Here is a 12,934-nt window from a genome sequence, read left to right on the forward strand (position 1 = left end):
GCTCAGGCGAGCTCCATCTGCGATTGCCCACGTTCAAAATCGGGCAGGTTGAGGGCTTTTAACAGCGAACGCAGCTCTTGCCGCGCGATCAGATGGCTGGTGCCCAGCTCACCCAAGTGCCCCTTATCAAGCAAAGTGAGCCCGGAGGGAAACAGTTCCCGATAAATCACCCGCTCGGACAGGCCATGGGCAACCCGAAAGCCGACGCGTTTCGACATTTCAGTGAGCGCCTGCTCAATCCGCGCCATATTGCGCGCCTCAACATGACCGGTGCGGTTGCGCACCACGATCCAGTCCATTTCGGGGCGCTTGTCCGCCAAAGTAGCGCGGCTGCGCTTCATCCGCGCCTCCCAGATCAGCTCCGCATAAAAACTCAGCTTCTTTACCTTAAAGGTCTCGCCTTCGACCTGACCGATCAGATCGAAGTCGACGAAACTGTCATTCATCGGTGTGACCAAAGTGTCTGCTTCGGTTGCGGCAAAGCGGGCGAGCGGATCATCGCGGCCCGGCGTGTCGAACAGGATGAAATCGGCACTTTGCCCAAGCTCTTCGATGCGCAGGCCCAATCCCGCAATATCACCTTCATAGACCTCGCACCGGGGCGTGGGCAGCGTGATCCCGCGCCGATCCGCCGTGTCTCTGCGGTTTTCCATATAGCGGTCCATCGTGCGCTGGCGCGGATCGAGGTCAATCGCCACCACCCGCGCGCCCAAATAGGACAACGCCACGGCAATATGCACCGCGGTGGTGGATTTGCCGGTCCCGCCTTTTTCATTCGCAAAGACGATGCGGTGTGCGCTTTTCTGGGCCATGGGCCGGGTCCTTCATTGCGAACGTCTGGGCGAACGTTTGAGCGAACGTACGTGCGAACGGGCGATCTTGTCTCCGCTCGCCGTGAGCGGCTAAAGATGAGCTACAGCGCATACCGAAAGGGCAAACCACTGCAAACCGTAAGCACACTCGAGATGTTGAGAAAATCCATCGCGGCGCTGCGCCGGGAGCCAGTGGCAGAGGGCAGCATCAGCGCGCCCGCCAGCATTGGCCTGGTCCCAACGATGGGCGCGCTGCACGAGGGGCATCTCACTTTGATGCGGGCGGCGCGCGATCAATGCGACCATGTGGTGGCGTCGATCTTCGTCAATCCAACGCAATTTGGCAAGGGCGAGGATCTGGACGCCTATCCCCGGCAATTGGCCGAGGATTCGGCCATGCTGGAAAGCGTCGGGGTCTCTCTGCTGTGGGCACCGACGGTCGAGGCAATGTATCCCGGCGGGCCGCAAAGCTTCGCCAGCAGCATTTCGGTGAGCGGGGTAAGCGCGGGCTTTTGCGGTGCGGACAGGCCGGGCCATTTTGACGGGGTCGCCACGGTCGTGTGCAAACTGTTCAATCAGGTTCAGCCCGATATGGCGTTCTTTGGCGAGAAGGATTTTCAGCAGCTCGCCGTGATCCGCACCATGGCCCGCGACCTTGATCTGACGCAGCCTCCGGTCAGCCAGATTATCGGCGTGCCGACCGTGCGAGAGGCGGATGGTCTCGCGATGAGCAGCCGCAACCGCTATCTCTCCCCCAGCGACCGTGCAGCCGCCGCGACCTTGCCTACGGCAATGAAGACGGCGATCGCACAGATCGAGAGCGGCGGGCCGGTGGATGCGGCGCTAAGCACGCTCAAATCCGCCCTGCTGGATGCGGGCTTCTCCAGCGTGGATTACGCGTCGCTGGCAGACGCGAGCACTTTGGCAGAGATCACTGCCCTAAGCGGCGGCCCCGCCCGCCTGCTGGTCGCGGCGCGCATTGGCGGCACGCGGCTGATCGACAATATGCCGGTGGATTAGCGTCAGGACCTAGGTTTTATTTGACGGATGCGCATTTGCCGTGGCAATGGCGCAGCCGAGCGGGCGGGTATAGCATAGTGGTAATGCTCTAGCCTTCCAAGCTAGCTAGAGGGGTTCGATTCCCCTTACCCGCTCCAGATCTCTTCAAGAACAGCTCTTGAAAGAATCGCCCCGAAAGCCTTGTAGTTGAGCGGCAATACAGGCTGCGCTTCTTGCCCAACAAACAAAACTAGGCTTGTTTTGCTGCACCGAACCTTTAGCTGCCCAGAACCATGAAAAGCCTTACCCATCTTGAGCGGCTCGAAGCCGAAAGCATCCATATCTTCCGCGAAGTCGTGGCCGAAACTGAAAAGCCGGTCATGCTGTATTCGGTCGGCAAGGATTCCTCGGTCATGCTGCACCTTGCGCGCAAGGCCTTTTATCCTGCGCCGCCGCCCTTCCCGATGCTGCATGTCGCCAGCGGGTGGGATTTTCAGGCGCTGCTCGATCACCGTGACAAGACGGTGAAGGAATACAACCTCGACCTGATCGTGGCTGAAAACGAGCATGCCGAAGAACAAGGCATCAATCCGTTCGACACTGGCAGCGCGCTCTATTCTCAGGCGCAGCTGACCGATCCGTTGAAGGCGGCGCTGACCAAGCACGGGTTCGATGCGGCCTTTGGCGGCGGGCGGCGCGATGAGGAAAAGGCCCGCGCGAAAGAGCGCGTGTTCTCGTTCCGCACCGCATCGCATCGCTGGGATCCCAAGAACCAGCGGCCTGAGCTGTGGAACCTCTACAACACGAAAAAGGCCGATGACGAGAGCATCCGCGTGTTCCCGATCAGCAATTGGACCGAGCTCGACATCTGGCAATATATTGCTCTGGAAAAGATCGATATCGTCCCGCTCTACATGTCGCAGAAGCGCCCGACAGTGGAGCGCGATGGGATGCTGCTGGTCGTGGATGATGACCGTTTCCGGTTGGAAGAAGGCGAAGAGCCGGTGGAGCGGTCCGTCCGTTTCCGCACGCTGGGCTGCTACCCGCTGACCGGCGCGACGGAGAGCGATGCGACCGATATGAATCTCATCATTCAGGAAATGCTGCTCGCCACCGGGTCTGAGCGCCAAGGCCGCGCGATCGACAAGGGACAATCCGCCTCGATGGAAGATAAGAAGCAGGAGGGGTACTTCTGATGGTATATTCTTCCGCTTGGGCTGAGCTTGTCGAAGCCCTGCACTCCCCTTCTTGCGCAACACCAAAAGTAAAGGCAGCCCTTCGGCAAGCTCTGGGTGAACGGAATTGAATATGCATAGCTCTGCAAAAGACAGTTCATTCCAAACCGACGCGCTGATCGCGGAGGATATCGACGCCTATCTCGACCAGCATCAGCATAAGAGCCTGCTGCGCTTCATCACCTGCGGCAGCGTGGATGACGGCAAATCGACCCTGATCGGGCGGTTGCTGTACGATTCCAAAATGATCTTTGAAGATCAGCTGACCGCGCTGGAAAGTGACAGCAAAAAGGTCGGCACCCAGGGCGATGAGATCGACTTTGCGCTGTTGGTCGACGGCCTTGCGGCAGAGCGAGAACAGGGCATCACCATCGATGTCGCCTATCGCTTCTTCACCACCGAGAAGCGCAAGTTCATCGTCGCCGATACGCCGGGGCACGAGCAATACACCCGCAATATGGTCACCGGGGCCTCAACCGCCGATTTGGCGGTGATCCTGATTGATGCGCGCAAAGGCGTGCTCGAACAAACGCGGCGGCACTCTTTCCTGGTCCACCTGCTGGGCATCAAGCATTTGGTGCTGGCGGTGAATAAGATGGATCTGGTCGATTATGATCAGGCCCGGTTTGAGGAAATCCTCGCCGATTACAGCCAGTTTGCCGAGCAAATCGGCATCGAAGGCTTCACCGCGATCCCAATCTCCGGCTTTAAGGGCGACAACATCACTGCCGCCCCTTCGGCCAATACGCCGTGGTATAATGGACCCTCACTGATCCAGCATTTGGAAACGGTTGAGCTCGCCAATACTGCCGCGCAAGAGCGCAGCTTCCGCATGCCTGTGCAATGGGTCAACCGGCCCAATTTGGATTTTCGCGGGTTCACCGGCCTGATCGCAAGCGGCACGATCAAGCCCGGCGATAAGGTGCGCATTGTGCCCGTCGGCAAGACCAGCACAGTCAAATCCATCCTGACCTTTGATGGAGAGCTGGATGAGGCGGTTGCCGGGCAATCCGTCACCATCACTCTCACGGATGAGGTTGATTGCAGCCGCGGCGATGTGATCGCGGCGGCGGACAATCCGCCTGAGGCCTCCGACCAGTTTGAAACCACCTTGGTTTGGATGGACGAGGCGGCGCTCAAACCTGGCCGCGCCTATTGGCTCAAAATCGGCAGCCAAATGGTCAGCGCAACCATCGCTGAGCCGAAATATGAGATCTGCATCAACCGATTTGAGCATCTGGCGGCGAAGACGCTGGAGCTCAACAGTATTGGCGTGGCGGAGCTGCGCACGGATCGGCCGATCACGTTTGAACCGTATGAGACGAGCCGCGCGCTGGGCGGGTTCATCCTGATCGACAAATTCACCAATGCGACCGTGGGCGCCAAGCATGCTGCATTTCAGCCTGCGCCGCGCGCAAAACGTGCATTGGCAGCCAACCACGATCACCCGCGATGATCACTCTGGCCTGAAGAACCAGCGCCCGCGCGTGCTGTGGTTCACCGGGCTTTCCGGCTCAGGCAAATCGACCATCGCCAACGAGGTGGAGAAGCGCCTGGCGCTGATGAATCGCCACACCTTCCTGCTCGACGGGGACAATGTGCGCCACGGGCTAAACAAGGATCTGGGCTTTACCGAGGCGGACCGGATTGAAAACATTCGCCGCATTGGCGAGGTGGCGAAGCTGATGACGGATGCCGGGCTAATCGTGATGACCGCGTTTATCTCGCCGTTCCGGGCCGAGCGCCAGATGGTGCGCGAAATGATGCCGGAGGGTGAGTTCATCGAGATCTTCGTGGACACGCCATTGGAAGTCGCCGAACAGCGCGACGTCAAAGGCCTTTACAAAAAGGCGCGCGATGGGGAGCTTAAGAACTTCACCGGGATCGACAGCCCCTATGAAGCGCCAGAGAACCCGGAAATCCGCGTGAACACGGTGGAGATGACGATTGAAGAAGCCGCCGACCACATCATTGCCGTGATCCTGCCGCTGAAATGACAGGCGAAGCATTTAGCGCTGATCCGGCCGCAATGTCCGATGCGGAATTGGCCGCGCACCTCGCCGAGGTGGCTGGCCGCATCCTGCTGGATGTCCGCAGCAGCGGCATGTTCACCGGCAAGGCGCTGGGCGCGGCAGGCGATGCCACGGCCAACCAATTCCTATGCCATGCGATCCGCGCCGCACGGCCTGACGATGGCCTTCTGTCCGAAGAGGAAAAGGACGACACCGCCCGCTGCTCCATGAGCCGCGTGTGGATCGTCGACCCAGTGGATGGCACGCGCGAATATGGCGAGGAGCGCAGCGATTGGGCGGTGCATGTCGGCCTTTCAGTCGACGGTACAGCCAGCGTCGGCGCGGTTGCTCTACCCGGACTGGACGGCGGCTTAGTGTTGCGTTCTGATCAACCAGCTGCCCTGCCCGATACAGCGGCCAAGCCGCGTCTCGTCGTCAGCCGCACTCGGCCTGCCAAAGAAGCCGTTGCATTGGCCGAGGCGATTGGCGGCGAGTTGCTGCCCATGGGCAGCGCGGGCGCAAAGGCCATGGCAATCGTGCGCGGTGAGGCAGAGATTTACCTGCATTCCGGCGGGCAATATGAATGGGACAGCTGCGCACCGATTGCGGTCGCGGCGGCGCACGGTCTGCATTGCAGCCGGATCGATGGCTCACCCATGGTCTATAACCAAGCGGACACGTACCTGCCCGATCTGCTGATTTGCCGCCCGGAATATGCGCAGGCCGCGCTGGGACTAGTCGCTAGCCTCGGCTGATCAGTCTGTCACGGCTTCTGGCGGCGGCGCTCGGCGCGCTGAACCAACCAGCACTTCCACCCGGCGATTGGCCGCCCGGCCCGCTTCATTCGGCGCGCCATTGGGCAGAGCGTTGGGCTCTATCGGGTTTTGCTCGCCAAAGACGATCACACGAATGCGGTCATCGGCAATGCCGTTTTCGATCAGCCAAGCGGCGACCGCCAGACCGCGCGCCTGCGAAGCACGCTCGTTCACCGCATCGCTGCCGCCCGCATCGCTGTGCGCGCGCAGGACAATCGGCAGACCGCGCGCCACTTGCTCAGAGGCAAGCACTTCTTTGAGCGCAGCCAGAGCATCTCCGCTGAGGTCCGATCCGCCATCGGGAAAGCCAATTGTGGCGTTAAGCGGCTCCAGCGGAGCCTCCACTTCAGGCTGCTCAATATCGCTGCGCAGGATTGAGACGGGTTCTTCTTCGCTTGCGCCGTCTTCGGCATTCTCACCACCGGAGCCATCGGCAGTGCTGACGTCCGCGTCCACATCTGTGTCGCCACGCTCAGAAGCGCAGGCGGATAGGCCCATCATCAATGACGCTGCGATCAAGACTGTCGTCGTTCTCATCACTTCCTCGTGTACCTTTGCCCGTCCGGATCAGGCCGTTTGCGGACCTGCATCGTCCTCGCCGCTGGGCTTGGAGTTCTCTTTCGCCCGCTCTTTTCCGCTCTCTTTATTGGCGCGCTTCGCCGCGTGTTCTTCCGCGCTCTTCAATGAAGGCGGAGTGAAGGAGATGATCGTATCGCCTGCGCGCGGTTCTGGCCGGGCGGCGTGGGTGAAGAACCTCAGCCTGCCGCTCTTACGCACCAGCATCAGCATGTTGGCACTGTCCGGGAGCACCTCCTGCGCGTCTTCAAAATTGAACTCGTCAGACAGCTTGGTCTTGCGGAAGACCCAGCCTTGCTCCTGACGCTCATTGGTATCCGACACACCAAAGCCGGATTCGAACAAAGCGCGCCCGCGAATGCTCTCTGGCAGCGCGTGCTTATCGTCCTCATCCGCGCTTTCACCCAGCTGATAGACGGAATCGCGCCCCACCTCATGCGCAAATTCATTGCAGACGAGCGCATTATACGCCTCGTTATCCGTCGCCGCGACCAGCACTTGGAACGGCGCAAGGTCGAGATTGTGCTCAGTCGCCTCGTTCAGGATCTCGCCGTGGTAGAACGGCAGACCCTCGCGACGCGCCGCGCCAAGCCTCTGCCAGCTGGGATCAACGATCATAACCGGGGTCTTGAGCGCCTGCATCTCGCGCGCGAGCGCAATCGTCCACGGGGTCGCCCCCACGATCAACAATCCGGGCCGCGATTCGCCTTTTACACCCAGCAATTTCGCCGCCCATTCGACGGTAAAGCCGTGGGCGATAACGGTGATGACGACCACCGCAAAACTAAGCCCGGTGAGCAATTGCCCGCCTTCAATCCCAAGCTCATCCAGACGCAGCGCAAACAGGCCAGAGATCGCCACCAGCACAATGCCGCGCGGCGCAATCCAGGCGATGAACAATCGCTCGTTCCAAGGCACGGCGGTGCCAAGCAGGCTGAGTAGGACAGTGGCCGGACGCACAAGGAACAGCAGAGCGAGCAGGAAGGCGAGCGGCCGCCAGCTCGTCTGCAGATAGGTCAGCTCCTCCCATTTCAGCGAGGCAGAGAGCAGGATGAAGATGCCCGAGACGAGGAGCACCGCAATGTTCTCTTTGAACGGGTGGATCGAGCGCAGGCTGGAGACGCCGAGGTTGGCAAGCGTAATGCCCATCACCGTCACCGCGACGAGGCCCGCTTCATGCTCAATCTTGTTCGACAAGACGAACACGCCAATCACCGCGCTGAACAGCACCGGCACTTTGAGATATTCCGGGATTGCGCCGCGCGGGAACAAGAAGGCGATCAAGCGCGCAGCCGCATAACCGATCAGGCCCGCCATGATCGCTGCAATGATCAGCGGCGGCACCACTTCGATCAGCGATGCGCCCGGACTGTCGGCGACCTTGCGGAAATATTCATAGGCGATCACCGCGCACAGCGCCCCGGTGGGATCGTTGACGATCCCCTCCCATTTGAGGATCGAGGCGGGCCGGGTCTGAATGTTGGATTGCCTCAGCAGCGGTATCACCACCGTCGGCCCGGTAACGATCAAGATGCCGCCAAACAGCACCGCGACCGGCCACACCAGGCCAGCAATGTAGTATCCTGCCGCTGCGCCCAGCGCCCACCCGATAAACACGCCAATCGTCGCCAGACGGATCACCGCTTGGCCGGAATGCCTAAGCTCTCGGTAGTCGAGGCTGAGCCCCCCTTCGAAAAGGATCAACGCAACGCCTATGCTGACCATCGGGTCAAGCAAGTCGCCAAAGGCCGCCTCTGGATCGATCAGTCCGGTTATCGGGCCAGCGATAAAGCCCGCCGCCAGCATCAGGACAATCGCGGGCCAGCCGGTTCGCCAAGCGACCCATTGCGCGCCGATACCCAGCACGCCGACCGTGGCGATTACAAGAGCTTGCGAGTCCATACCCGCTTTCGGGTGCGCGCTTACGGGGGCGAAATCAAGCCTTATGACAATCGTTTACAGCGCCGCAAGCCTGCGCGGCGCAGCGTCAATTGCCCTCGAAATCCAGCAAAGTGCGCACTTCCAGGCCCGCCGAGGCAAGCTTTGTCGCCCCGCCAAGGTCCGGCAAATCAATCACGAACAGCGCATGATCAATCCGTGCGCCCGCCATACGCAACAGCTTGGCTGCGGCGATGGCGGTACCGCCGGTCGCGATCAGATCGTCGACGATCACCACATGCTCGCCATCACTGACGGCGGCGGGGTCCATCTCCAACCGGTCGGTGCCATATTCGAGAGCATAGTCGACGCCGATCGTCTCAATCGGCAGCTTGCCCGGCTTGCGCACCGGGGCAAAGCCAATGCCGAGCTCGACCGCCACCGCTGCGCCAAAGATAAAGCCGCGCGCCTCCATCCCCGCGATTTTCTGAGCACCGCAGGCCCGCGCCATTTCCGCCAAGTGCCGTACGCTGGCCGCCAATCCCTGAGGGTGGCCGATCAGCGTGGTGATGTCGCGAAATTGGATGCCTGGCTTGGGAAAATCCGGGACCGTTCGGATCAGCGCGCGCAACTCATCAGGGGTCATATCCAATTCCTCATCATGCGCCGCGCCTGTTCGGCACAGGCCTCAAATGAAAAGCGCCCCGCCATCGCTTGTGGATGGAGAGGCGCTGTTTCAAACATGGGGCGATTGTGCCCGTCTGCTTATTTCTTCTTCGGCTTAAGCCCGGCCCAGATCTGCTTCTTCGAGAGATAGGCAAGGATCGTTGCGAACAGCAGGAAGCCAAGCACTGGCCAACCGGTCTGCTTGCGCTTCACGAGTGTTGGCTCAGCGGTCCAGGTCAGGAAGGCCGCAACATCGGCTGACATCTGATTAACGGTCGCCTCGGTTCCGTCGGCATAGGTTACTTGGCCGTCGATCACGATGGGCGGCGCCATCGCGATGTTCACATTGGAAAAGTACTTGTTGAAGTACAGGCCCGCTGGCGTCTCAAACTCTGGCACTGTTGCCGCAATCTCTGGATCCGCTTCACCGTAACCTGCGAGCAGCGAATAGACATAGTTGGTGCCGTCTTTGCGCGCCTTGGTCATCAAAGAGAGATCAGGCGGGATCGCATTGTTGTTGGCAGCAGCCGCAGCCACATCGTTGGCGAACGGTGATGGGAATTGATCGGTCGGCTTGCCCGGACGCGTTGTGGTTTCACCCGTGTTCGGATCGATGCCTGGAACCGTCCAATTGGCCGCTTCCGCCTGAACTTCCGCTTCGGAATAGCCAAGCTCGCTCAAGTTGCGGAATGCGACAAACTTCAGACCGTGGCAGGCCGCACAGACCTCTTTATAGACCTGATAGCCGCGCTGCAGCTGAGCATTGTCCCACTTGCCGAACGGACCCTCGAACGAGAACCCGCCCTCAGGCGCGATGGGCTTTTCCTTGAAGGCATAATAGTCAGGCTTTTCAGGCGGCGCATAATTGATCGCACCTGGCAGTAGGGACCAGAAAAACAGGATCCCCACGATCCCTAAACCTGCAATGATCGCTCCGAGACGAATGCTCATACGCTTAGACTTTCAACTTAAACTAGAGTTCACTTGGGCCAAACGGGCGGCGTTGCCAATGGCGGACTATTCGGCCGAGCTGCAAGGAACCGGCTTCGCCAGAGCCCTTTGCACCCGAACTTGCGGAGTTTCCAGGAGCCGCATCATCCGACCCAAGAACCGATTCTGTGATCGAATAAGGCAGCGGCTTTGGCACTTCGATCTGACTGACGATCGGCAGGATCACCAGGAAGTGCAGGAAGTAATAGGCCGTCGCGATCTGGCTTAGCAGCACATATGGCTGCTCTGCCGGGGCACCGCCGCAATAGGTCAGCAACGCCATGCAGGGGATAAGACCGAACCAGAAGAACTTCTTGAACATCGGACGATAGTGGCCGGAGCGAACCGGGCTCTTATCGAGCCACGGCAGGATGAACCAGACCAAGATAGAACCGAACATCGCGATCACACCCAGCAGCTTCGCCTGGATCAGAACGATACCGGTGAACGGGATCGTCAGATCGTCGGTAAAGGCACGCAGGATCGCGTAGAACGGCAGGAAGTACCATTCCGGAACGATCAAAGCCGGCGTCGAAAGCGGGTTTGCTTCGATATAGTTATCCGGGTGACCCAGCATGTTCGGCAGGAAGAACACCATGAAGGTGAACGCCAGCAGGAAGATGCCGAGGCCAAAGCCGTCCTTCGCCGTGTAATACGGGTGGAACGGGACAGTATCGCTTTCCTTCTTCACTTCGATCCCCGTGGGGTTCGAAGAGCCAGGAATGTGCAGCGCCCAGATGTGCAGAATAACAACACCGGCGATCACGAATGGCAGCAGGAAGTGCAGCGAGAAGAAGCGGTTGAGCGCAGCGTTATCCGGCGCAAACCCGCCCAAAAGCCAAGTTTGAAGCGATTCGCCAACCAGCGGGATCGCCCCGAACAGGCCAGTAATCACCTTCGCGCCCCAGAAGCTCATTTGGCCCCAAGGCAGCACGTAACCCATGAAGGCCGTTGCCATCATCAGCAGGAAGATAACCACGCCCAGCAGCCAGATCATCTCGCGCGGCGCTTTATAGGAAGAATAATAGAGGCCGCGGAAGATGTGTAGGTAGATCACGATGAAGAAGAAGCTCGCGCCGTTGGCGTGCGCATAACGCATCAGCCAGCCAGAATTGACATTGCGCATGATGTGCTCAGTCGTCGCAAAGGCAACTTCGGTGTTGGCGGCATAGTGCATCGCCAAGATTACGCCGGTGATGATCTGGATCATCAGACAGAACCCGGCAAGAACACCGAAATTCCACATGTAATTGAGGTTGCGCGGCACCGGATAGCCCGCACCAACCGCATTGTAGACCAGCCGCGGCAATGGCAGCTTTTCATCAATCCACTTGGTGAAGTCGTTCTTCGGTTCGTATTGTTTTGCCCAGGCGAAGCTCATGGCGTTCTCTCGTGAGTGTTCAGCAGATAGATCAGTTACGCAGGATTACCCGACGCGGATGACCGATTCAGAGGTAAATGCGAAATCCGGGACGACCAGATTGGTTGGCGCAGGGCCTTTGCGGATGCGGCCAGCGGAATCGTAGTGGGAACCATGGCAAGGGCAGAAATAGCCGCCATATTCACCTTTGTTTTCGCCTTCAGCCGCGCCCAGCGGCACACAGCCGAGGTGGGTGCAAACGCCCATGGTGACGAGGATGTCTTCATTGCCCTCGCCCAGGCGGTCAGTCAGGCTTTCCTGATCGCGCAGGTCAGCAACATCGACTTCGTTCGCCTCGGCAATTTCCTCAGGCGTCAGGCGCTTCACAAACAATGGCTGTTTGCGAAAGATCGTCTTAATGCTCTGACCCGCTTCGATTGCGGAGACATCGACATCGGTGGTGCTTTCAGCAAGCACGTCAGCCGATGGAGCCATTTGGGAAACCAGCGGCAGCGCGCTAGCCGCAGCACCAACGCCGCAGCGGTTGAAAGCGCTGCTACGTGAATAAAATCACGCCGCCGTACGCCCTCATTTGCTTCGTTTGCATCAGCCATCGTTCAAAAACCCTGTCTTCTTTGCCGCATTGGATAGGTGCCCTTGCGGCGGTAACGTTGATTAATTGTCTAGCCAGTCCAGCGGGGATTTACGCAGGTAGCGAAAGCCCAAACCTGCATTCACCCCGTGCCGGATTACAACTCGTGCGCGCTCCTAGCCCCAATGGCCGGGGATTCCAACACTGTTTTCAGCATTGCTTGTTCGCTTTCCTGCAAGCCTATGACCAAACCACCTCAGGGCGCAGCGATCATACTGATTTGACGCCCATAATTCGCCTCGCCGCGCTGAGACGCACGGCGATAGGAATAGTAACGCTCAGATAGCGAAAAAGTGTCCAAATCGAGCAATTGGACGGTTTTGAGCCCAGATTTGGCAAGCCGCGCGGCGACAAAACCGGGCAAATCAAACTGCCAGTGTCCATCACGGCCAGCGGAAAAATGCCGCTCATCCTCATGCGCGAAATTGGTTTTGAAAGGCGCATCCACCTCATAACTCGCCTGAGCAATAGTCGGGCCGATAGCGGCTGCGATGTTCTGACGCGAGGCTCCTAGTGCTTCCATCGCGGTGAGCGTATTTTCCAGCACGCCGCCGACCGCGCCGCGCCACCCCGCATGGGCTGCACCAACCACACCAGCCTGCTGGTCCGCAAACAGTACTGGCGCGCAATCCGCCGTCACAATGCCCAGCACAATGCCAGGCGTTGACGTCACGACAGCGTCACCCTCCGGGCGTCCAGTGGGATCATCTGCCCAGGCCTGATCCACAGCGATGACATCGGGTGAATGGATCTGATGCGGGGCGGCGAGCGCGGCGCCCTCGACCAGAGCCTGTGCCCCGTCCAGCCGGTCCCGCGCTATCAAGACGCTGTCACCATCCCCGCCATAGCCGAATTGATGCGCGCCATTTGCATGTCCGAAAAAGCCGTGCGGAATACGCCCGAGCGCATCGGCGCGCGTTATGTCGAACGCGCCCATGC

10 protein-coding genes, 1 tRNA gene and 2 pseudogenes are annotated in these 12,934 nt (G+C 59.6%); 5 read left to right on the top strand and 8 right to left on the bottom strand.

Annotated elements, in window-relative coordinates; genetic code table 11:
- Nucleotides 1-2 precede the first annotated feature (2 nt).
- Complete coding sequence (locus tag AC0V6U_RS13430; protein WP_472643646.1) at nt 3-812, bottom strand: division plane positioning ATPase MipZ; 810 nt, start codon at nt 810-812, stop codon at nt 3-5.
- Nucleotides 813-941: 129 nt separating this feature from the next.
- On the opposite strand from AC0V6U_RS13430, the gene panC reads away from it, so the two are divergent.
- The 5 genes and pseudogenes from panC (at nt 942) to AC0V6U_RS13455 (ending at nt 5,813) form a co-directional block, all read left to right on the top strand.
- Nucleotides 942-1,832 carry a pantoate--beta-alanine ligase gene (gene panC / locus AC0V6U_RS13435; protein WP_472645769.1) on the top strand — a complete coding sequence of 297 codons (891 nt, stop codon included), beginning with the start codon at nt 942-944 and terminating at the stop codon, nt 1,830-1,832.
- A gap of 63 nt (nt 1,833-1,895) precedes the next feature.
- A tRNA-Gly gene (locus AC0V6U_RS13440) sits at nt 1,896-1,969 on the top strand.
- Between the two features lie 135 nt (nt 1,970-2,104).
- Nucleotides 2,105-3,007 carry a sulfate adenylyltransferase subunit CysD gene (gene cysD, locus AC0V6U_RS13445; RefSeq protein ID WP_472643647.1) on the top strand — a complete coding sequence of 301 codons (903 nt, stop codon included), beginning with the start codon at nt 2,105-2,107 and terminating at the stop codon, nt 3,005-3,007.
- 112 nt (nt 3,008-3,119) lie between these two features.
- Nucleotides 3,120-5,043: pseudogene (gene cysN / locus AC0V6U_RS13450) on the top strand (sulfate adenylyltransferase subunit CysN).
- 32 nt (nt 5,044-5,075) lie between these two features.
- Entirely contained in the window at nt 5,076-5,813 is a 738-nt protein-coding gene (locus AC0V6U_RS13455) for a 3'(2'),5'-bisphosphate nucleotidase CysQ (RefSeq protein ID WP_472645770.1), read from the top strand.
- Here the strand turns inward: AC0V6U_RS13455 and AC0V6U_RS13460 are convergent, their stop codons facing one another.
- The 7 genes and pseudogenes from AC0V6U_RS13460 to pgeF all read right to left on the bottom strand — a co-directional run bounded on the left by AC0V6U_RS13460 (nt 5,814) and on the right by pgeF (nt 12,932).
- Nucleotides 5,814-6,410, bottom strand: a complete 597-nt coding sequence (locus AC0V6U_RS13460) for an OmpA family protein (protein WP_472643648.1) — start codon at nt 6,408-6,410, stop codon at nt 5,814-5,816.
- A 30-nt stretch (nt 6,411-6,440) separates the two neighbouring features.
- On the bottom strand, nt 6,441-8,351 hold the full coding sequence (locus AC0V6U_RS13465) for a cation:proton antiporter (RefSeq protein ID WP_472643649.1): 1,911 nt from the start codon (nt 8,349-8,351) through the stop codon (nt 6,441-6,443).
- Between the two features lie 85 nt (nt 8,352-8,436).
- The gene (locus tag AC0V6U_RS13470) at nt 8,437-8,973 is read right to left on the bottom strand and encodes an adenine phosphoribosyltransferase (RefSeq protein WP_472643650.1); all 537 of its coding nucleotides are present in this window, start codon (nt 8,971-8,973) and stop codon (nt 8,437-8,439) included.
- Nucleotides 8,974-9,092: 119 nt separating this feature from the next.
- Entirely contained in the window at nt 9,093-9,944 is an 852-nt protein-coding gene (locus tag AC0V6U_RS13475; protein WP_472643651.1) for a cytochrome c1, read from the bottom strand.
- Between the two features lie 22 nt (nt 9,945-9,966).
- A complete protein-coding gene (locus AC0V6U_RS13480; RefSeq protein ID WP_472643652.1) occupies nt 9,967-11,364 on the bottom strand; it encodes a cytochrome b in 1,398 nt (465 codons plus the stop codon).
- A gap of 45 nt (nt 11,365-11,409) precedes the next feature.
- A pseudogene (gene petA, locus AC0V6U_RS13485) lies at nt 11,410-11,957 on the bottom strand (ubiquinol-cytochrome c reductase iron-sulfur subunit).
- A gap of 234 nt (nt 11,958-12,191) precedes the next feature.
- Nucleotides 12,192-12,932, bottom strand: coding sequence for a peptidoglycan editing factor PgeF (gene pgeF, locus AC0V6U_RS13490; RefSeq protein ID WP_472643653.1), 741 nt, complete (start codon nt 12,930-12,932; stop codon nt 12,192-12,194).
- Nucleotides 12,933-12,934: the final 2 nt, after the last annotated feature.

This window comes from Erythrobacter sp. W36, assembly GCF_057364935.1.